Origin of the sequence: Synechococcus sp. UW106 (genome assembly GCF_900474015.1) — a bacterium.
Taxonomy (GTDB): Bacteria; Cyanobacteriota; Cyanobacteriia; order PCC-6307; family Cyanobiaceae; genus Parasynechococcus.
Map to the genome: position 1 here is coordinate 71,422 of NZ_UCNV01000006.1, position 18,298 is coordinate 89,719.

Consider the following 18,298-nt stretch of genomic DNA (forward strand, 5'->3'; position numbering starts at 1 on the left):
TATGACTAGCAGCGCAGATGCCAGCAATTAAAACAACTGATTTGGCTGCTCGGATTAGATTTGATGCGAGTTTCATTGGTTAGCATCCTATCGATGCAGGGCTCGAATTGATGAATTACGTGGTAAATTTTTTGTGTTGACTACAGAGCAGGCGTCATCAATGACACTTGCAAGATGATCGGATTCGCGAATGGCTCCAACCAAATAATTTGAAATCGCTCTGGCGTTATATTCAATTTCCCATTCACTGGGAGGATATAGTCTTTGCACCATTATCTGTTCTCTTTGGCTCAGCACCCCCTTATTAAATGGCACATATGAATTGAGACATGCTTGGCCTGCATGTATTGTTTCATGAGCGATAGTATTTGCAATTTCTTGAGCTGACTTTGCGTTCTCATTGCACATAGTTATTTCATGAGTGCTGGGACGGTAGTAACCCAATAAACCTTTTTTCTCTTTGCACAATGAATCCCTGTTGTTGCTGAAACGGAAATCGGTTCCAGAGCTGAAGCTCATCCTTTCAGCAAATTCCTCAAGGCTCATTGAGCAGCCGATTTGATTACAGAGCTTTGTGTCTGGATGGACGTAATTAGCAAACGCATGGTTGTTTGATACTGCGACCAAAAGTGCAAAGGTCGATATTGGGAGAAATTTTTTCATTGGATTGCCGCTTCTGTGAGGCTCTTGCCCCGTAACAACAGAGTGGCAATGGCAGCAGGAAATGGCATCACCATTTCGAGGGACAAATCGAGCTGATTTCAGCGCTTCGTATCCCCCATCTGGTTAGAGGCTTACCCCCAGGTGCCAACCCGTCAGCCTGTCCTGCTCTTCCACCGTCAGGAACGAATACAGCCAGTCCAGCAGCAGTTCCTCCACCACTGGCTCACCTAGGTCTTGAATCCCACCAGACAGCCATTGCCTGAAGGCGTCAGGGTCATTGGCACGTAGTGCGTAAATCAGCTCCCCCATCAGAAACAGTGCAATACGGGTGTCTTGAGGCATGGGTCAGATGTGACTGTCTTGAGTGTTCCCCGCTCTGGTCAAGCAATAAAAAACCCCGCCTTGCGAGCGGGGCTAAATGAAAAATAGTGCCAGGTATTGGATGCTGATTTGTTTGCTTATTGATGTGACTGAAGAAATAAAAAAGCCCCTGTGGTCGCAGGGGCGTTGAGTGATAAGTTGCATCCTACAACGCCACTGATCACTAAGGATTTAAAGATCCATACCCACTAAGCTCAGCCCTCTAACAAAGGCACAGTACGGCAATTCCCCTGGCCAGCAGTCTGCATCGTGTACCCTCACATCCCGGTTGCTTGGTGTTGATGTTAAGGCATTGATTACAGGTAGTTGTTGAACTTCTTTGCGCTGCGCTGTTGTAGATGCACCACCAAAGCGAACTTTAATATCGGCTGAAACTCTTGTATCGAATGCTTCGTCGTAGGAGATATTCACTCCCGCTGTGACTCCATTGGTCATTTCATAAGCCAAGCGTCCGAGTACGCCAGAGCCATCAGCTGTTCCTAAATCACCATTTTGGTAGTAGTAACCAACAGAAGCATTCACCACTGGAGTGATGAAGTAACCCACATCAAGCCCGTAGGTGTTGAGTGAACCGCCTTTATAAACGCTGTTGAGTTGAGCTTCTTTCTCCCCAACAGCAATTAAGGCATAAGCATTCAAATTCCAGCTATTTGAGACTGCTTCTGCATTCACAGCCACCTGCTGGAAAAACACACTGCGCTTGTTGCTGACGTTCATCCCTGTATCAGCATCACCTGTATTCATTGGGCGGCTGTCATAACCAGCGTTCAGCCCGTACATCCAAGAGCGATCGCTATTCAACCAGCGGTAGCCAAGCCTTGATGAGGTGCTGATCGTGGTGCCAGCAACAGTGGTGTTGATGATGCTGCTGTCATTGCCGTAATCAGCGAAGTTGACGTTCGCCAGTACATCAGCAAAGAACACACTGTTGTCGCCAACGGAAATCGGCAAGAACCCACCAATACCGGCTTGATTCGGTGTTCCAGCTCCTTGCAGTGCGCCTTGGAATCCAAGGGTGGGTTTGACCACATCCTTAAGGCTGATGCTCATCACATCTCCAAGGTCTTCTGCAGTGCCGTCCTGAGCCTTTGTGGGCAACGGAGCGAGAGCTATGGCAGAAGCCACAAGCCCGCTGGAAAGACGGCGGAGCATCGGACAGGTTCGATTCCGCGAATGATGCCGAAGGTGTGGTCAGTCGTCACGTAGTCCTGCCACCAGCTCCCCCATCAGGAACAGGGCAATGCGGGTGTCTTGAGGCATGGGTCAAACGTGACTGTCTTGAGTGTTCCCCGCTTTGCTCAAGCAATAAAAAAACCCGCCATTGCTGACGGGGTGATGTGTGTGAGGTTTTGTCGGGAGATGGATAGCGACAACCACGCCCCCTGCTTTTCCCCGAAGGGTTTTGTATTGCTTTCAGCCCCGTGTCTTAGGCATCAGGCTTCCCGACAAAGGATTTTTAACTTGGGCATTTTTTGCCAGACTTCATGTAGCCAGTACGATTGCCCATGCATTCTTGAAATTCTCCAAAATCACTCAAGCCTCTAGCCCAGTTACCTCCGCAAGCTTTTGCCAAATTGAAAAAGTAATATTCCTGCTCGACATGACTAATCTTTCCGCCGTCAATTGACAACAGTCTCGCTTCAACTTCTTCTACTTGTGCATAAGCATCGTCGTACTGGGTTGCAACAACTTCTTGATGGTATTTAGGGAGCTTTCTAAACGCCTCCAGTACTTCAGTCTTGCTGGAGAAAGCTGAGCCCCAACCTCTGCAGTGTTGTGCTCTATGAACTCCTTCATGGAGGAGTGTCTGCAAAACATCTCCAGTACTTGATTGGTTGTTAAGGCAGATTGTGATTTTGTTTTGACTAGGAGCATAGAAACCTCCCAAGCCTGGCTCGCAATGGCTTGATCCGACAACAGTTGTATTTCCTTGACTTTCAATGAGTTTTGCAAATTGCTTTAGGCGCTCAGATGATGGATTGAAAGAGATTCCTTGTGAACTTGCAGACCAAGCTTGCCTATGGCTATGACCGTGACCGTGCCTCACTTGTGACATAGCAGGACCCGTTAAAGCTAGCCCGCTAACTGCTAAGGCTAAAAATTGAATAACTGGTTTCATTTGATTCCTGTGTGTGTTGTGAGGCTCTCGCCCCGTAAACACACCATCGCCGTTCCAGCTGGGAATCACCTCCCCCACCTGGGGGATTTATTCAGGCAACCTTCTCCCCTATCTGGTTAGAGGCTGAATCCCAAGCGGTGACACAACCACAGTTATGACGAACTGAACCTTCGGGGACAGCGAACTGGTGGTTTGCACATAACCCAAGCAGTAGTCGGTTCCTGATGAGTGCTGCAAGCGACAACGAAGGCTGAGTACTCAACCCAGGATGTGGCGAAAGGCAACCTCTCCATGGCATCCAAGTTCTTCCACGTTCATCACGAATTCCGCGCAGGCAAAGCGCAGCAGTGGTGGGAGACGGCCCAAGCAGCCATGGCTCCAGGTGGTGGCTGGGATGAGGCCGTAGCCAAAAATCTAGAAGCGGGGTTCTACAACCATTCGTTCTGCCCCGTTGGACCTGAAGGTCCTGCCTTCTGCATCTGGGAAGTCCGCGAAGGAATAACAGCGGAAGAGTTTCAGGAATTCATCGATGGCCCTAATGGCGTGAACTTCGGATTGGGGGCATGGATGAACATCTGCAGGGAGATCAACGTGGAAATGGCAGGCACCCCCCCTTACCCAAGAAAGTTCTGAATCACCGGACTGGTGGTGAGCACCGCCGCCAGCCAGTTTTGAGCATCTTGTCCCACGCCTCGATGGCGTTATGGCGAAGCATCCGCCTACGGGTATGCGGCACTGGTGGGCGAGGCGGAACCCAGCTGTAGGTGCGCACTGCGACCCATTGGGCGTGGACCGTCGCTGAGTCAGGTTTGAACTGACAAAGCAGTTGCTGCTCAAGACTCACCAGCCAACCTTCACCACCCGGTTTTTCTGGGGGTGGATTGGTGGCGCGGTCTTTGCTTGGCATGGGGTGGAGTCTGGCTAGATCGGTCAGACGTTGACCGCTGCCACGAGGTCTGCCGTCGCATTGGGCTTGAACCGCGCGTAGCTCTTCAGGTGCACCTCGATGGTGTGCCCCATTGCCTCGCTGATGTTGGCGATGGGGATGTTGTTGGCGTGCATCCCCTTGGCGTAGCGATGGCGGAATGAATAGGGGGTGAGCTGTTCGCCCTGTTGTTTGGCGTCTTCACGCATCGACAGCCAAACCGCACGGCGCCTGAGATAACGACTCAATGCCTCGCTGCCGTTGCCTTCGCTGTTCAATGGCGGCAATTTCTCGCCCACCTGCAATCGGCTTTGCAGGTTCCAGTTGATGGCAGATCCATCGGCATCGCGCACCAGCAGGGGGTGCAGCCTGCGGGGTTCCGTCTTTGCGCCTTTGGTGCCGCCCATCGACTTCTGATAAATCGTCCAGAGTTCTGCCCCGTTTGCCCCGTCCTTAATACGCAGGTACCGCAATTCCTCAGGACGCAGCCCGTAGACGGCACAAAGCTGAATGGCGAACCGCCAGCGGTTGTGCTTTTCACCCTGCGGCAGGTTGTCGAGGATCTGGAGGATCTGCGCATCGCTGAGGGGATAGCCAATGCGCTTTGGCTTGAGCACCTCTGGGAGGGTCGCAGGCGGGCTGTAGATGGGCTTGAGGTGCCCACGCTGCACCGTCCAGTTCAGAAAGCCATAAAGCTTCTGACGTGCGGTCTGACGCATCCTTGTGCCTTGTTCCCATTGCGCGAGGGCTGCCATGCAAAGTGCTTCACCGTCCACTGGGGGGCGGTCCTTGAATTGCTTGGCGCAGTTGCGCAGCACCGGCAGGTAGAAGCCTTCCCAGGTCTTCTCGCCAGCGTTGGGGACGAACTCCCGATATGTCTCAATTAACTGGCTGAAATCCAGCTTTTTCTGGCTGCTGCTGGTGTTGGTGGAGGTGGCTGCAGCAGCGAGGGTGATGCGCCCACCATCCCATCGCTTGAACAGCTGCTGGATGAAGGGGAGGGCTTGCGTTGCGCCCCGCTCTGACCAGTCGTAGTTGAGAGAGAGGGAGCCGTGACCGGGGACGTTGAGGCGCATCCGTCCACGGTTATTGCGGACGTACCAGCCATCTCCGCAGGTAATTGCCACCTGACGGCGAAAGGGCTTGATCCAGCCATCGGTTTCGCTGAGGCGTGGCAAGTGAAAGAGGCCGGTTGCTACCGAAGTGTGCCAAAGGCGTGCCAACCGCGTCAAGTATCTGCTGCCACCTGCTGACAGCTGATGACGCAGAAACACTGCGAGAACTGGGTGCTGGACTAGGAAAACCCGGTGTTTGCCCGCTTATGCCGGCTGCTGGTGCAGCAACCAGTCGTTGAAGCCACTGGTGTTGAGTTCGCTGATGCAGCTTTGAATTTTGCGCAGATGACTCTGCTTGATCTGGGTGAGCCGTTGGCCCTCCTCGGATGATGCTCCGACACGGATTCGCTGTTGGTTGAGGAGGTCCATTTCGCGATCCAGATGCTCCATCAGGTTGAGCAGTGCGTATCCCTGCTTGACCTCTTGCGCGCTCAGCTGCTTTGCGAAATAACCCATGCAGCGCCCCTTAAGGATCGCTTAATTATTTCATGATGAGACTCGCAGGTCTCTTTCATGGGCTCAATAAAAAGGCCCCCGGATTGAACGGAAGCCTTTGGTCCGCGTGTGAGGGGTGTCTCGCCCCCGAGCTGAGTGTGGTCTCAGCGAGCGGATTAAGGATGACCAGGCTGTGCCGAGGGAGTGTCCAAGTGTGACTCCCTCGGCATGGAGTGGGTTGAGCTGAAGTGCAAATCCGGGATTTCAAGTTTCTGCTGGGGCCAGATCAGGCTGGTCCCTGTGCTGGAGCTGATCCGTAAAACCCCATAGACAACTTCGCTTCCGAGATCGATGCGTGCATTGCAGCTGCGGGTTGTGATCCCGTCTTGGTGGCTCATCCGCCAGCGCCCCAGGCGCCTTGCTTGCAGCATGAGATCGGGTTGAAGCTTCAGTTCAAGGCTGTTGTCGTCGAGCTTGACGCTACAGATCGCTTCTCTGGTGCCATTCCTGCAAACCGTCTGTTCAAGCTCAGTGGCCTTGGCTGCCTCTGGTGCGATGACACATGCGGCGATAAGCGCTGCGAACAGCATTGGGATCGATCGCTGAAGCTGAATCCACTTGCGGTCAGTTCGGGACAAGCTTGTCGGTCGAGACACACCGTGCCCAGCCGGTTGATGGCAGCTCGGGGTTGTCACGGTCAGCAATTTTGTAGATCAGCTTGAACTGGCAGAAGCCAGCGGCGTCTTTCTTCGGTGGAACATGAACACGTACTTCCGGTAGCTGCAGCAGAAGCTCTTGCTTGGCTTGAGGTTTGGAATAAAACGATGTGCCTGGTTTGACGGTGAAAACAGCTGCTTGCCCTGCAGGGAGCAGCGTGCAAAGCAGAAATCCAGCCGTCAGAAATCCGCGCATTCGGCTGAAGTGGGTGCAGCAAAGCTAAGAAGCGTCGTCTCCGCCGTCAACGACAGGCCTGACTCTCCGATCAGCTCGTAGATCGAAGTGGGTATGGTCGGATGGGTTTGATGCATGGGCATGGGTGACTACGCAACAGCGATCTGGGTCACCATCGGCTTAACAGTCATCATCACAGTTCCTGTCGTTTGGCAATTTCTTCAGCCAAACGACGATGATTTTGGAGACCTCACGCGTAGAAAGTGAGCCAACACGAAGCCGTCACCATCCGTTGCTGGCAATTGACGGGTGAAACAGCCCTTGAAGATATGGTTCTCGGTGTCGACGAACGTGCTGTTCGCGATGGCGTCAATGTTTTGTCTTCCGAAGATTTTGATGCCTGTTTGGCGATCGTCTTATGTCGTGTAGGGCTGAATTTCTACGCACACCTTTCGCAGGTGGTGGGGCATTACAAAGGGGACCCCAATGGGATCTGGGACCGCAGTCGAGGCGGCGGTGCTCCCGAAGGAACGGCCTATGAAATTAGGCCGATCAGTCGTATTCATCGCGTTCCGGATGCTTTGATCGGTCCCGATTCCTCCGATGGAGTTGGGGTCGCCCATCGAGTTGCGGTGATGCACTATCTGCTCGACATGGGCTGACCTCTACAGCGGATAGGTTTGATTTGGCCATCAATGCAGGAACTGTGATCGAACAGTGTCGCGTTCTTGTGCCAATCATTGCCGTTAAGATTGCTTCTGAATGAGACAGGGATAGATCACATGCGACCCGTTGAAAATGTTTCTGAATATCCCCGTCCCCCCTTGGTTGAGATGGTGTCGGGTTCTGTCGAAATTTGGATTTTGGGAGAGTTGATTGCACAAGATCAGCACTATGTGCGTGTCTGTGAGACATTCCATCCCCCTACGATTTATCTCCATCCTTCGGCTTTTAAACCTGGCACGCTCCACCCTTCAACGGGGCGGCCGTCGTTTTGCGAATGGAAAGGAGTGGCTTCCTACTGGGATGTAAGCGCTGATGATGGAACCAGTCGTCGCGTTCGTGCGGGGTGGAGCTATCCCGATCCAACCCAATCGTTTGCTCTCTTAGCCGGATGGATCAGCATTTATCCAAGAAGCGTTGATGGTTGCAGGTTGGAAGGGGAAACGGTTTTGGCTCAGCCAGGTTTGTTCTACGGAGGCTGGATCACTCCTTGGACGCGTGGTCCGTTTAAGGGGGATCCCAACCATCCGGAATTGATTTGAACAGGACGTGTTCAGTTCGATGGAGCCATGGGATTGGGATCTGTATCCAACATGAATTGGTTGCTAAAGGTGTTCATCAGAATCTCCCAAAAACCAGGTCGGCGAGCGAGTTCATGGCTCGCCTCCTGGATGGCTAAGTCTTTTTGAAGCTCCGTAAGATCAAGACTCTGAGTTAATTGATCGAATGCTTTGCGTTCTGCCGAGTTAACAGCAAACCCGTAGTCCTCTCGGCTGCAGCCAATCACCATATAGGCGAGCTTCGCGGCCAGAGGGCGATCGGCAATCGCAATCTCCTGGGCGAGTTGCTTCAGATCCATCGGGTTTTGAAAAGCCTGATCCCAGCTATCGAATTTTGACTTCTTGAAGTATTGCTTACTCAATCTCTCCAACATCACAAGCTCTTCTGGTGCAAGGACACCATCGGCAATTGCCATCAGCACCAAGATCCGAAGCAATGCACCTGAAGAACGAAGATCCACAGTGGGTTGTGCTCAGCTTTTCCGATTCATCATGAAGGAGCTGTCATTTATCGAACATGCCCCTGTATGACCTTGACATCTGATTGGAGCGTTTAAGAGCTGGGGCGATGAAACGGAGCTGCCGATGACTCGAGCTTGGCGTGAGCCTTGTCAGCTTTCTTCAGAATCTTCTGGGCTTCGTCGCGGGTCTTGCACTCTTCTGCAGCGAGCTGGAGAGACTCGAGACGTAAGTGAGCTGTGCTTGTCTTCATTGCTTCATAACCAATTCATAACCTTCTATCGCAAAACGTCCATAACTTCAAGAGTCATTGCAACAAGCGGGTTTAAGCGCAGTTTTTGCTTGTCTTCTCTTGTAGGGGCGATGCGATGAGTTGCAGTCCCCATCGAAGGCTTTGGGGATTGCCTGCAGATGTCGATGGAGTGGGAGCTTGGGAGCCACGGGTGAGGTGTTCAGGAAGCCCCCGAAGCAATCAGTTGCAGCCGAAAACCCCAAAGGTGATTTGACTGACGATCCCGTGTCCCGTCAGGGCCTCCGTCAGGACGCCCACAACAAAGCCGATCATTGCTGTGCGGCCATTCAGTAGCTCGGCTCGCTCAAAGCGCTCGTTGCGGATTTGTGCGGCGGCAGCGTTTTGGAACCAGTCGTCATTGGGAGTGGAAGATGCCATATCTATTGAGAAGATTTCGAAATGTTAAGCCCTGCGTAACGCTTTGTAAAGGATGGGTCGAAGAGTTCTCTCGCTAAGGAGCGTCACCGACTGCTGGCAAAGGGATTGGTTTGGATGCAGACCAAAGCCATGTCATCTCCCACAGCCATGTCTGCCTCGAGAAACCGAGTCCAGACACGATTTTCGTTCCTCCGGATCGATCCGGAATTGCGGTGGTGACCGGCGCGGATGCCCTGTTGCTTGACGAGTTCAGCCCGGAGTCCCTGGCAACCTTGGTTCCCATGCTTTGTCCTCAGGCAGAGGCGCGCCCTGCTCGAGCCTCCATCGTGCTGGAAGCACCTGGGGGCAACCCTGCCGACTTGAAGCTCTACGCCAAAACTGGGGTGGATCTGAGCATGCTTTGCGCTGAGCTAGGTCGCGACAGCGGAGCCGGTCATGGCTCAAGGCGCACCAACTGCAGGGCATCTGTGCAGCCTCGATGCCCCTGGTCATAGATGCTTGGGACGAAACAGCCTCGCCAGCCGGCCGGCAGCTCGGCCAGCAGAGCCTCTGCATAGGGATGTCGGCGGGCGTTGAGGGCGATGGTGTGGGCCGGATAAAGCCGAACCTGTTGGCGACTGACACGGCACAGTTCCGACAGAGCACGACGATGCCAGGTCAGATCCAGCCCCTGACCAGCCATCAGTCCCCCATCGGCCAGGGGCGCATAGGAGAACAGCAGGTGACCGCAGAGCACCAGATCAAAGCTCTGATCCTTGAAGGGCAGATCGGGTAAGGCCGCACTCAGATAGCGATCTGGATGGGCCCGGTGGTCGTCGAGAAATGCTTTTAGGGCGACTAGGTGCTCCTGTCGACAGGCCTCAAGATCAAAGTCGCTGCGCAGTGTGGGGCTGGTGGCCTGTATGGCCATGGTCTGCTCCAGATCCGCCAGGGCGCGGCGCTCCAGGTCCGCCCGGGGGAGCGCATAGACAGGATCGATGGCCGTGACGTCGCAGCCTTCGGCGCGCAGGTGGGCCGCCAGGGTCCCCGGACCTCCAGGGCAGTCGAGAACTGTGGAGCCCCGCCAGCGGTCGAGTTCAGCCGCGAGACCGAACATCTGCATGGCCTGCTCCCCAAGTCTCCCGTAGAAAACGACACGATCTAATTTCATGAGGAAGAAATCTTCGTGAGAGGCCCAATCCACGAACATCAGCCATGGATCCTTCGTTGAAGTTTATCGATTTAAAATGACAAGCCAGGGTAATTGTTGAGGCCGAGACAACGAGGGCTTGCAGACTGCATTTTTCACAACAAGGTTGAAAGTTTGTCAATATCAAGTTGCGATGACATTTGTTTAATCTCTCCAAGGAGCTCTCGTTAGATGACAGTATTTCTAGTCCATAGAGAGAGATACTTTTACGGGCTGGTGCAAATTAATTCTTGCCTGGTTAATGCTTTTTAAGCTTGTTGGTTAAAAGACAACACAGCGCCAATTAAAAGTCTGCAGGTATTGGCTAGAAAATCCATGCACACTACTTAGCGATTCACGCGGGGCTGGATCAGTTCGATGAAGCCGGTGTACAGCGCAAAGCCGAGGATGATGATGGGCCTCGTCTGGGCTTGCGCAGTGCGGATGGAAAGGCCAGCCCTGCCTAGGCAGCGAAATGATGGATTTTGTCGGAACCTGGAACCTCAGGAAGCATGTTGAGGGGATGTAACGACAACGCTGTGATGCTCGCAAGCAGGCTTGCTGTGGCTTGAGGTCTGGATGGCCCGCCAACAAGCATGCTGTTGTTCATTCCTTGCTCTGTGCATTGGCCTGAGGCCAGATCATTCGCGCTTAAGCGAAGCGTCTGTGACTTTCTTCTCGCTTCTTCTGTTGTTGTGATCCGATGGCTAAGTGGTGAAGTTCCTCTGCATTCAAGGGACGCAATGCAGAGATGAGTGCGTCATCAGTCCAGTAGTCAGGACTGTCGAGAAGTCCTAAGTGCAATGGGCAGGACGGGCCAGCAATCATGGCTGCTCCCTTAAGAATGTCTTCATCATGGCGCAGCATGGTTCCGTCGCTGGGTTGACGCTCTCCACCAGATCTAGTGTCTCGCCAATCACTAGCTTGTTGTGGCGACAAGCTTGGTTGATCTGGGTGAGCATGCTTCAATCCCGCCAGCACTAGATGCAGTGCCGCCCTTGCCTGATGCAGCTTCGTTACGCATATTCATCTGAGTCTTAAGTGACTATTGTCCTCCACTACATCTGGGGGCTAAACGGTATTATTTTTTTATTGCATCAAAATCTGGTGCAGATTGCCGGGTGATGGGGATTGCTACGGCTCTTGAAACCGCTCCTGCGATGGGGCGGTTTTTTGTCTGCACCGAACGATTTATAACCTCGGTCTCCCTTCGAGCAAGCCTGTTGCAGCTGGATGCGGTCAGCTGTTGATCTGCACCTGCAACCCTTGCTTTGGCAAGCCATGGTTCGCACTCAAGGAGCTTGTGGAGCCTGATCTGGCTTGGGTTGTTTGTTCGCTCCGCTGAAGGCCGGTTGCAGTGGTGACGATCTTTCTCTTGCGTACCAGGCTTGTCAGGACCATCCAACAGCCGGCGAGCCGGATTGGATGCAACAACGCTGCGGAGCAAAGGGCCGATCGGGTGGCGCCATTGGAGTGAGGTACTCCCATTGCCACAGTGTTGATGAATTCATCCGGAGACTGGATGACGACATAGACTATGAAAGATGAGCGACTTCCTGAGAAGCGTCAAAGAACTAAGCGCATCTCGAAATCAAGATCGATCTCTCAGTGCCGACATTGATTGGTATTGCATCTTTATTTTTACAGCTTAATAGTGATCGTTAGTAACACGGATGTATCGGGTGAAGTGTGGATATGGATTAATCAGTCACGCTGAAGGCGTGGAGCATCACCAAGTAGAATATATGTTCTTAATAGGCCCAATCCAAAAGCGAGGTATAGGCAAAATTCTGCCCACTCCTGATCGATATTAATTACAAATTCAGCCCCCGATTCCGTGGCTACGAAATAAGATAAAAATGCGGCACAGAAGAATAGTGGCCAAAAATATCTGGGCATAAAGAATACTGTGGGTAAAGTTGCCCCTCTGCTAAGACGTCTTGATCGGATAAAGCCAACAGAGGGTCGCCATAGCACCAAGATCAGGATCAAGGCTGAAAACAAGAAAAGGTTGAGATCAAGATGATTTTGGAAGAACTTTAGGTTATGAAATGTGGTTTGATTCTGAGCGTTAACAGCTGCAATGTTCTCTGGTGTTTTCCATCCAAATAATACTTGACCCCACGCAATCTCCTCTAGGCCAACGAACAACATCCCAAAAGAAATGATGGCGTAAATTATTGCGTGCAAGCGCATGAATAGACGTCTCCATAGATCCCTTGAAATCAGCCAAGAAACCCACGCCGAAGTAAACAAGATCAGGGCTTGCAAATACTCAAGAATTCCACCCTCACCAAGCAGGCGCTTGTAACGCAAGACATCCTGAACGGAAAACTTGAGCAGAACCACGCAGCCCATCAACAAGGAGGCAAGGGCAAGCATGAGCAGTGAACGTCGAGCTCGACCCGAAGGGCTGAATTCCGAAAGCAAGGACCTTGAAAAAGCTGAGTTTCGGACAATGCTTCCTGAGATAACCAACACCAACCCAACGGCACCAAGCAGCAGCTCGGGCCAGGGAGAAACATTGAACCAAAAAGCACTAAAAAATTTATAAAGTGAAACCCCCAGAACAACCACTCCAAAAAACACAAAGGCTTGGCCACATATCTTCTGCACAGTCTTTTGCCTGATCAAGCTCTCCGGTTGACCATCTCCAGAGGATTGCTGAGCCTCAGGACTCGGCTTCAGGGAGCGATTCATGCGGCAGTGCTCTGCTGTTTAACAGGAGGTTATGACGCGACGCCTTTCATTGGTGCAGGCAAATGAAGAGTGGGTGATCATGCAGCTGCTGCTTGCATGGTGCAACCCATGCTGAAGACCCGCCATTGCTCAGCCTGGGCTGAGCATCTCGTTCATCGTGGAGCGGTTGTCCCGATGTAACGCCGCACTGTGATTTGAAGTCGATCGAGCCTGTAGATCGCTGAATTTCATCCGACCTGTGCGGTGGTTTGTTCTGAGGAAAGCCCTCACATGGTGCGTCAAGACTCAACCAGCAATCCTGGCTTGACGAATCGATTCAAAGTCGAACCCCATCACCTTGGTTAAATAAAAATAGGCGCCCCAAGCGACGATGTTGAGAGCAAGGGCCCAGATGAATAGCGTTCGTCTGGCTTGCGTTGTCTCTTCTTTCATGGATTATTGCCGGTTCAGCAGACACCAAGCTCCGTAGATGGTCAGTCCAAGCAGAATCCACGGGAAAATGGCACGCAAAAGCGTTAAACCGATCAAGACGACCACAAGCGTGATCGCGGATCGTTTGACCATTGCTTTGCTGCTGTCAGTCATGTACTGCCAGCGGGGAATCAAGGCCATAACGACAAGCGTGTTGACTTGCGTTCTAGGGGACTTGGGCTGAAAGCGCCAACCCCCCTAGAGCTGTTCAGCACTCCATGGCATTTCGGCCGAGATCCTGCTCCTGAATCGAAAGCTCTTGGCGCGGGGGGGACTCTGCGTTCTTCCAGTGGGATCACTTGAAGATGCGAAGTGGCCTCTTCATCCACTTCGCATCCATGGTTTTGGCAGGTTCAGCAGTCGTATTCGAGAGTTGATTTCTGTTGTCTCTTAATTGCATTTGTTTCCCTCATCTGCGATTCGTCGTATGCAAATTTGCTGTAAATTGTTGACTCTGAAAAGCTTTTTTTCAAACGTAGAGCGGCGATGCGTTGACCAAGAAGATCAAATGACCATTTGGCTGCGGAAAGAACCTTGCCCATGACAACTCTTTTCAACTGTTCTCCGGTAATAGCGCATTGCTACCGCTTGAACATTGGTGCATATACTTATTGAAGGCTGGGCCAATTGCATGATTTTGGTTGAGTCAACTGATCGTTTTTGGCACTTCAATCCTCGGTTGCACCATCGGCCTCTTGTTTCAAGGCCTGTCGGCGACGTATCGCTTCACAGTTTCGGCACTCTTTGCTGTCCAAGCCAAAGAAATTCAGGATTTTGATGTCACCGCAGCTTGTGCACTGACGACCCTCTGCAGGGGGAGCTTCAAAGGTCATGGTTGTTGCATCACGCACCCAACATTTAGCAACTGAAACGCAGCTCTAGCAGCCGGCAGTGTCTGAGCTCAGTTGCAGAGAACCAGTTCGAGGAGTTTTGCAGCCAGCCTCCGTTGGCCTGAGGTGAGACAAGATTGGAGATCCTTCTTCCATCAACGAAAAGTCCGACACGCACAGTCGTCGTCCCATTGCTGTCACTGTCGGTATCGACCGAAATAAAAATAATCGACTGGTTTGTCACCAGAGTTTTAACCCCAGCTGCAGCACCCATGGGTTGGTAACGGCCTCTTTTGAAGCACTGCACTGAGCGGTCATCTCATCCGAGGAGCGGGATGCCTTTCCAAAGCACCAAAATGCCAGTCATCGTCCGTGCTGTCTTCAGAGTGCTTTTGGCTGGCTCTTCCTTGCTTGCAAACGATCAGCATATGGATTGGGTCTCCATGTTTTTCTCTGCGCAGTTGCCCTAAGGGTGCTCAGATCGTCCGCTTTTACGTTGCACTGAGGGCAGTCGACTCTCAAGCTCGAGTGCATGTGGCCACAGTGAGCACAACAAATGAGTGACATTCTTGTCTTTGCTGATGATCCACGCTGATCGTTCAGATCATGGAATGCATCGGTGTTTGTCCCTAGTCACACCGATAGCCCTGTTCTCTAGCTCCATGGCCATCGAGGTAAGAGCATCAGATGTGAGTGATCAGGATTGATCAAAGATCTTTTGCAGGATGGTTTTTTCATTCTGGAGTGAATTTGCTCGCATCGGTTTGCCCAGGGGTCTTGGCTGTCGAGGGCGATTCAAAAAGACCTTGCTGAGCCACCAAAGCTGGAGACCCACAAAAGCAAGAGTGAGCAGTGCCAGTTCTGTTACTCCCTGCATCAGTAGTGCTTGCTGCGGTTTTCAATAGCATCTGCTTTAAAGCATTCCAGCTCTTCAGGTGTGTGCAATGGAGGCTTTTCCCGTTTGCCTACCAATCGCTGAAGCAGTCGCTGCAGTCGTTTCATTTTCCTTTCTTGATCAATCACACTCAGTTCTGCTCAGGCCATAACGGTGAAGGTTGAGCCTATCGATCTCCGCTCCGATATTTTAACGCCATCGATGAAGGATGATGAAATCATGCAGGCTGAGAGACATCAAATGCTTTCTGAGCCTTCCTTATGATAAGCAGGTTTAGATGTAGCTGATTCCAATGACGTTCCAGGAGCTTGTTGCCAGTTTTAATCAACAACACACAACATGGGAAGAGCTCTGCCTGGAAATCAGGTGCGAAAGCTGCTTCGCTTCGGTTTTTGATGAAGTCTCCGAACAAATGGGTTCCGCAAGCCATGCGCTTGTTCTTCTTGCAGATGAATTCCCGAATCATTTCAAGAGTTATGCGAAGGAGAGAGGCCTTGATCAACCATGATGAATTCTTTCCTGATCATCTGTTTGCAGATGCCGAGGTTCGCCTGTCGGTTTCGCAGAACCCATAGCACTTTCTTTGAATACTAGCCTCTTGATTGATATGGATGAAAATTCTCTTTTATGGATTCTCAGAGTTGAACTCAAGCTTCTTAAACGTTTTGCTTGCTTCGACGCTAATCAGGCTTAATGTAGTTTGTCTACTAACCTTCGGGTTTAAATCGCCATGTAATTGAAAAATTCGAGTAAAATGCTTGTATCCACCTCTGGAGCTTTAAGGCTAAAAAATATAATTATTTTTGTATGTAGTTATTGTCAGGCTTCCAGAGTTGAAGTGCTGTATCGTGCATGATTGCTTGCGTGGCGTTGAGTTTTCTTTTGTCCAGGTGCAGGCCCCCATCACGCTTTCCTGCGCGAGCATGCTTGTGGGAATCATCGATAAAAATATAGAAACGACAACTAATCCGAATGAAGAGCATCCGAAGTGGTTTTTCTCAAGCTAAGAAGAGCAAGGCATCTTTATTGTTGGCAATTCATTTAAATTGTGCCAATTCTTTGCTGGTCTAGACCTTGCAACCGATGATCTCGCTTTGAGCTCTAGATCGACCCACTGACTCCATTTTCGTTGATCCTTATCGCTTACACCCGCGAGGCCATCGAGTGCTCCATTGAGGTGCACCTGAATATCTCAACTCATGCGCGGCTCAAGCTGAAGCCATAACTGATTTGATGGCCTCACCCAAGGCCGAAGCACCTTGTCTTGGACGACTGGAGTTGCTAGAGCGCAACCAAGCAACCATCCGTCCATGAATAGAGCACTCTTCGCGCTGCTGCCTTTGGCACTTGCTTCAGTAATGCCTGCTGCAATGGCTCAAAAGGAGATCCCCAAAGCTCCGGGGCATGACCAGTGCCCGCTTGGTTACGTCAATACCCTGGGCACGACATGTGTGTCGCCCATCTATTACGAGGTGGCCCCTACTGCCGGCGAAGCTTGCCCGTCAGGATGGATGAATATTGGCGCTGGCTACTGCAAGAAGAAAAAGGGACCTCTCGGCATCCTCTGAGCTCTCATGCGGGGCTCAGTCTGGAGGGATCCCCCCCCCTTCCATTCCTCAGCTCAGGATGTCAATGCTGGCTGCTCCATCCCGATCATCAGATCTTGGTGTGGGTGATGCCATGCCTGACGGACCTGTACAAAAAAATAGGCAATTGTTCCCAACGTATGCACTTGAGTGAATGAGCCTTTGACGGTCAAATAATGAAAAGAAAATAATTACCTATTTGCGTAATATAAAGCCTTTGGCTTGGTTAAGCGGGTAAGTGCTTAAGTCCACTTGTATTTTATGGAGGACAGTATGCACAGCCAGAAGAACTCCCCTGCGTGTTTCTTGCGCTGGTCTGTCAGTAAGGTCGCTGACAAGCTCTATGCCGTAGCAGCAACGGTTGATGGAAAAGAGTACGATTTTGTCGGTAATTTTAAAAGTGTGCGTGAAGCACAAAAAGCAGGCCGCCAATATGCTCAAGATTTAGTTCATAACTCGATGGCTGGAGGTCGCTTGTCACTTAAACAACAGTCTTTGGCTGCATAATTACAATGTTTCTGCTCTGTTGATCCTTTTGGGTCATTGATGAATGGGGCCAAGGGTGATGGGCGTCATCGCAAGAGGAAAAAGCGCCTTTGGTGTGTTTTCGCTCCAAGGGTTTTTTATTGCTTCTCTGGATTGCTGCTGATGCTTTCCAGGGTGTCGGTGCTGAGTAGGTATCGCTGTGTTCCGCTTAAATGCTGCTATTCAACGTCGCTGCAGTTGATGAGGTACCAGAAAAGGAGTGACATAGCCGAAAGCTCGTTAACCACCCATCTATCGAACAACGATGCCCAAGTGGTTTCCCTCTCGCATCTAGGCGTCAGGTCTGCATAGAGATTATGGCTGTGTGACGGTGATTCACAGTGAGACCATCATCGAAGGCGGAGCGACGATGCAGCAGTTAGGCCGTCTGCGTTGCAACCCTCCAAAAGAAGACACGCTGGTCTGACTCTCTGCATCGCCAGAAGAGAGTCAGTGCAGTGACCAGCGCCCAACGGTTAACGGAAAAACCATTGGAAAGAAGGTGCCTTCGTATGCGCCTTCTTTGGTTAGCTTGGCGCTTGCAAGACTTCTCATGTCTGACTTATGAGCAGGTTGCGCCGCTCAAAAGATCTCGACGCGGGTTAAGGATTGGCTACCACCTGTCCGATGGGCTTGAAAATGGCCTCCTAATAGACGGGTTGACGGATTCATTGGCTTTGCTCAGCAGAGCAGGACATTATTCTGCTACTCATTTGGGATGATAAGTCAATAATCGTGCAGGCTGGTTTTGTCTATATTTGATAGAAGTTCCCGGTAATGTTATTCCTTGCTTGACGTCGGGCGACCGCAGAGGCAACGAAGGAGCATTGACTCAATACATAACTCTTTTAAATATCAATCAAAAATCTGGCCTCCTGTTTGGAAGACGCATATGAACAAGATTCCAGAGCCTGGTTAGCGACTCACGTCGCTACTGCCTGCTACTTGCATTTCGTGCATCCAGCGTTTCGGCAAGCAGATCAACAGAACACTTGATAAGAACCTCAGCTCTTCTGCGTCATCCCAGTGCACATAATTTGAATCACGGCGTTGCAGCCATGATTCCCATTCGTTGACTGATCGCGATTCGAGCATTCCTCTACTTCAGCATGGGCCGAGACGGCAGAACAGCTTCTGAGACTCTTCAGCACATTGAATCAACAGCTCTCGTACCAAATCAAA

Annotated in this window: 25 protein-coding genes; 9 read left to right on the forward strand and 16 right to left on the reverse strand. The window is 51.5% G+C overall.

Annotated elements, in window-relative coordinates; all coding sequences use genetic code 11:
• Positions 1 to 87: 87 nt before the first annotated feature.
• The 4 genes from DXY30_RS13530 to DXY30_RS13535 all read right to left on the reverse strand — a co-directional run bounded on the left by DXY30_RS13530 (position 88) and on the right by DXY30_RS13535 (position 3,163).
• Positions 88 to 663 carry a hypothetical protein gene (locus DXY30_RS13530; RefSeq protein WP_137006786.1) on the reverse strand — a complete coding sequence of 192 codons (576 nt, stop codon included), beginning with the start codon at positions 661 to 663 and terminating at the stop codon, positions 88 to 90.
• Between the two features lie 123 nt (positions 664 to 786).
• Positions 787 to 1,005: a hypothetical protein gene (locus DXY30_RS04425; protein ID WP_115093536.1), complete on the reverse strand. Its 219-nt coding sequence runs from the start codon at positions 1,003 to 1,005 to the stop codon at positions 787 to 789.
• A gap of 210 nt (positions 1,006 to 1,215) precedes the next feature.
• A complete protein-coding gene (locus tag DXY30_RS04430; protein ID WP_115093537.1) occupies positions 1,216 to 2,196 on the reverse strand; it encodes a carbamoyl-phosphate synthase in 981 nt (326 codons plus the stop codon).
• A gap of 304 nt (positions 2,197 to 2,500) precedes the next feature.
• A complete protein-coding gene (locus tag DXY30_RS13535; RefSeq protein WP_206749517.1) occupies positions 2,501 to 3,163 on the reverse strand; it encodes a hypothetical protein in 663 nt (220 codons plus the stop codon).
• A 291-nt stretch (positions 3,164 to 3,454) separates the two neighbouring features.
• Here DXY30_RS13535 and DXY30_RS04440 point away from each other — a divergent pair, with 291 nt between their 5' ends.
• A complete protein-coding gene (locus DXY30_RS04440) occupies positions 3,455 to 3,796 on the forward strand; it encodes a hypothetical protein (protein WP_115093576.1) in 342 nt (113 codons plus the stop codon).
• 1 nt (position 3,797) lies between these two features.
• On the opposite strand, the gene DXY30_RS04445 is transcribed toward DXY30_RS04440, so the two are convergent.
• From DXY30_RS04445 to DXY30_RS04465, 5 genes are all read right to left on the reverse strand, one after another.
• Positions 3,798 to 4,070: a DUF1651 domain-containing protein gene (locus DXY30_RS04445; protein ID WP_115093539.1), complete on the reverse strand. Its 273-nt coding sequence runs from the start codon at positions 4,068 to 4,070 to the stop codon at positions 3,798 to 3,800.
• 23 nt (positions 4,071 to 4,093) lie between these two features.
• Positions 4,094 to 5,266, reverse strand: a complete 1,173-nt coding sequence (locus tag DXY30_RS04450; RefSeq protein ID WP_115093577.1) for a tyrosine-type recombinase/integrase — start codon at positions 5,264 to 5,266, stop codon at positions 4,094 to 4,096.
• 141 nt (positions 5,267 to 5,407) lie between these two features.
• Positions 5,408 to 5,659, reverse strand: a complete 252-nt coding sequence (locus DXY30_RS04455; protein WP_115093540.1) for a hypothetical protein — start codon at positions 5,657 to 5,659, stop codon at positions 5,408 to 5,410.
• A gap of 155 nt (positions 5,660 to 5,814) precedes the next feature.
• Entirely contained in the window at positions 5,815 to 6,276 is a 462-nt protein-coding gene (locus DXY30_RS04460) for a hypothetical protein (protein ID WP_115093541.1), read from the reverse strand.
• Positions 6,263 to 6,550, reverse strand: coding sequence for a hypothetical protein (locus tag DXY30_RS04465; RefSeq protein ID WP_115025161.1), 288 nt, complete (start codon positions 6,548 to 6,550; stop codon positions 6,263 to 6,265). The genes DXY30_RS04460 and DXY30_RS04465 overlap by 14 nt, the downstream gene beginning before the upstream one ends.
• A gap of 120 nt (positions 6,551 to 6,670) precedes the next feature.
• Between DXY30_RS04465 and DXY30_RS14525 the strand changes: the two genes are divergently transcribed.
• The 3 genes from DXY30_RS14525 (at position 6,671) to DXY30_RS04475 (ending at position 7,794) form a co-directional block, all read left to right on the forward strand.
• Positions 6,671 to 6,796: a hypothetical protein gene (locus tag DXY30_RS14525; protein WP_255617931.1), complete on the forward strand. Its 126-nt coding sequence runs from the start codon at positions 6,671 to 6,673 to the stop codon at positions 6,794 to 6,796.
• A complete protein-coding gene (locus DXY30_RS04470; RefSeq protein WP_115093542.1) occupies positions 6,793 to 7,191 on the forward strand; it encodes a hypothetical protein in 399 nt (132 codons plus the stop codon). The genes DXY30_RS14525 and DXY30_RS04470 overlap by 4 nt, the downstream gene beginning before the upstream one ends.
• 120 nt (positions 7,192 to 7,311) lie before the next feature.
• Positions 7,312 to 7,794, forward strand: a complete 483-nt coding sequence (locus tag DXY30_RS04475; protein WP_115093543.1) for a DUF427 domain-containing protein — start codon at positions 7,312 to 7,314, stop codon at positions 7,792 to 7,794.
• Positions 7,795 to 7,805: 11 nt separating this feature from the next.
• Here DXY30_RS04475 and DXY30_RS04480 read toward each other — a convergent pair whose 3' ends face one another.
• Together DXY30_RS04480 and DXY30_RS04485 are read right to left on the reverse strand one after the other, a co-directional pair.
• Positions 7,806 to 8,273 (reverse strand): hypothetical protein, encoded by a 468-nt coding sequence (locus DXY30_RS04480; protein ID WP_115093544.1) that lies wholly within the window; start codon positions 8,271 to 8,273, stop codon positions 7,806 to 7,808.
• A 470-nt stretch (positions 8,274 to 8,743) separates the two neighbouring features.
• Entirely contained in the window at positions 8,744 to 8,941 is a 198-nt protein-coding gene (locus DXY30_RS04485; protein ID WP_115093545.1) for a chlorophyll a/b-binding protein, read from the reverse strand.
• A gap of 110 nt (positions 8,942 to 9,051) precedes the next feature.
• On the opposite strand from DXY30_RS04485, the gene DXY30_RS14385 reads away from it, so the two are divergent.
• The gene (locus tag DXY30_RS14385; RefSeq protein ID WP_244281256.1) at positions 9,052 to 9,435 is read left to right on the forward strand and encodes a hypothetical protein; all 384 of its coding nucleotides are present in this window, start codon (positions 9,052 to 9,054) and stop codon (positions 9,433 to 9,435) included.
• Here DXY30_RS14385 and DXY30_RS04495 read toward each other — a convergent pair.
• The 5 genes from DXY30_RS04495 to DXY30_RS13910 all read right to left on the reverse strand — a co-directional run bounded on the left by DXY30_RS04495 (position 9,375) and on the right by DXY30_RS13910 (position 13,822).
• The gene (locus tag DXY30_RS04495) at positions 9,375 to 10,091 is read right to left on the reverse strand and encodes a class I SAM-dependent methyltransferase (RefSeq protein WP_137006788.1); all 717 of its coding nucleotides are present in this window, start codon (positions 10,089 to 10,091) and stop codon (positions 9,375 to 9,377) included. The genes DXY30_RS14385 and DXY30_RS04495 overlap by 61 nt on opposite strands.
• A 1,722-nt stretch (positions 10,092 to 11,813) precedes the next feature.
• Positions 11,814 to 12,809: a pectate lyase gene (locus DXY30_RS04510; protein WP_115093548.1), complete on the reverse strand. Its 996-nt coding sequence runs from the start codon at positions 12,807 to 12,809 to the stop codon at positions 11,814 to 11,816.
• A gap of 285 nt (positions 12,810 to 13,094) precedes the next feature.
• Positions 13,095 to 13,241, reverse strand: a complete 147-nt coding sequence (locus tag DXY30_RS13900) for a hypothetical protein (RefSeq protein ID WP_170951125.1) — start codon at positions 13,239 to 13,241, stop codon at positions 13,095 to 13,097.
• Positions 13,242 to 13,244: 3 nt separating this feature from the next.
• A complete protein-coding gene (locus DXY30_RS13905; protein WP_170951126.1) occupies positions 13,245 to 13,421 on the reverse strand; it encodes a hypothetical protein in 177 nt (58 codons plus the stop codon).
• 212 nt (positions 13,422 to 13,633) lie between these two features.
• Entirely contained in the window at positions 13,634 to 13,822 is a 189-nt protein-coding gene (locus DXY30_RS13910; RefSeq protein WP_170951127.1) for a hypothetical protein, read from the reverse strand.
• A gap of 99 nt (positions 13,823 to 13,921) precedes the next feature.
• On the opposite strand from DXY30_RS13910, the gene DXY30_RS13540 reads away from it, so the two are divergent.
• The 4 genes from DXY30_RS13540 to DXY30_RS04535 all read left to right on the forward strand — a co-directional run bounded on the left by DXY30_RS13540 (position 13,922) and on the right by DXY30_RS04535 (position 17,098).
• Positions 13,922 to 14,149, forward strand: a complete 228-nt coding sequence (locus DXY30_RS13540; RefSeq protein ID WP_137006789.1) for a hypothetical protein — start codon at positions 13,922 to 13,924, stop codon at positions 14,147 to 14,149.
• A 1,148-nt stretch (positions 14,150 to 15,297) separates the two neighbouring features.
• Positions 15,298 to 15,513 (forward strand): hypothetical protein, encoded by a 216-nt coding sequence (locus DXY30_RS04520; protein ID WP_115093550.1) that lies wholly within the window; start codon positions 15,298 to 15,300, stop codon positions 15,511 to 15,513.
• 802 nt (positions 15,514 to 16,315) lie between these two features.
• Entirely contained in the window at positions 16,316 to 16,573 is a 258-nt protein-coding gene (locus tag DXY30_RS04530; RefSeq protein WP_115093552.1) for a hypothetical protein, read from the forward strand.
• A 291-nt stretch (positions 16,574 to 16,864) separates the two neighbouring features.
• Positions 16,865 to 17,098 carry a hypothetical protein gene (locus tag DXY30_RS04535; protein WP_115025361.1) on the forward strand — a complete coding sequence of 78 codons (234 nt, stop codon included), beginning with the start codon at positions 16,865 to 16,867 and terminating at the stop codon, positions 17,096 to 17,098.
• Positions 17,099 to 18,298 lie beyond the last annotated feature (1,200 nt).

Coding starts and splice junctions, on each gene's coding strand:
- DXY30_RS04530 (WP_115093552.1), top strand. CDS start 16,316: ATGAATAGAGCACTCTTCGCGCTGCTGCCTTTGGCACTTGCTTCAGTA.
- DXY30_RS04465 (WP_115025161.1), bottom strand. CDS start 6,550: ATGCGCGGATTTCTGACGGCTGGATTTCTGCTTTGCACGCTGCTCCCT.
- DXY30_RS04445 (WP_115093539.1), bottom strand. CDS start 4,070: ATGCCAAGCAAAGACCGCGCCACCAATCCACCCCCAGAAAAACCGGGT.
- DXY30_RS13530 (WP_137006786.1), bottom strand. CDS start 663: ATGAAAAAATTTCTCCCAATATCGACCTTTGCACTTTTGGTCGCAGTA.
- DXY30_RS13900 (WP_170951125.1), bottom strand. CDS start 13,241: ATGAAAGAAGAGACAACGCAAGCCAGACGAACGCTATTCATCTGGGCC.
- DXY30_RS04535 (WP_115025361.1), top strand. CDS start 16,865: ATGCACAGCCAGAAGAACTCCCCTGCGTGTTTCTTGCGCTGGTCTGTC.
- DXY30_RS13905 (WP_170951126.1), bottom strand. CDS start 13,421: ATGGCCTTGATTCCCCGCTGGCAGTACATGACTGACAGCAGCAAAGCA.
- DXY30_RS04455 (WP_115093540.1), bottom strand. CDS start 5,659: ATGGGTTATTTCGCAAAGCAGCTGAGCGCGCAAGAGGTCAAGCAGGGA.
- DXY30_RS13910 (WP_170951127.1), bottom strand. CDS start 13,822: ATGGGCAAGGTTCTTTCCGCAGCCAAATGGTCATTTGATCTTCTTGGT.
- DXY30_RS04425 (WP_115093536.1), bottom strand. CDS start 1,005: ATGCCTCAAGACACCCGTATTGCACTGTTTCTGATGGGGGAGCTGATT.
- DXY30_RS04495 (WP_137006788.1), bottom strand. CDS start 10,091: ATGAAATTAGATCGTGTCGTTTTCTACGGGAGACTTGGGGAGCAGGCC.
- DXY30_RS13535 (WP_206749517.1), bottom strand. CDS start 3,163: ATGAAACCAGTTATTCAATTTTTAGCCTTAGCAGTTAGCGGGCTAGCT.
- DXY30_RS04475 (WP_115093543.1), top strand. CDS start 7,312: ATGCGACCCGTTGAAAATGTTTCTGAATATCCCCGTCCCCCCTTGGTT.
- DXY30_RS04510 (WP_115093548.1), bottom strand. CDS start 12,809: ATGAATCGCTCCCTGAAGCCGAGTCCTGAGGCTCAGCAATCCTCTGGA.
- DXY30_RS14525 (WP_255617931.1), top strand. CDS start 6,671: ATGGGTGACTACGCAACAGCGATCTGGGTCACCATCGGCTTAACAGTC.
- DXY30_RS04485 (WP_115093545.1), bottom strand. CDS start 8,941: ATGGCATCTTCCACTCCCAATGACGACTGGTTCCAAAACGCTGCCGCC.
- DXY30_RS04440 (WP_115093576.1), top strand. CDS start 3,455: ATGGCATCCAAGTTCTTCCACGTTCATCACGAATTCCGCGCAGGCAAA.
- DXY30_RS04520 (WP_115093550.1), top strand. CDS start 15,298: ATGACGTTCCAGGAGCTTGTTGCCAGTTTTAATCAACAACACACAACA.
- DXY30_RS04430 (WP_115093537.1), bottom strand. CDS start 2,196: ATGCTCCGCCGTCTTTCCAGCGGGCTTGTGGCTTCTGCCATAGCTCTC.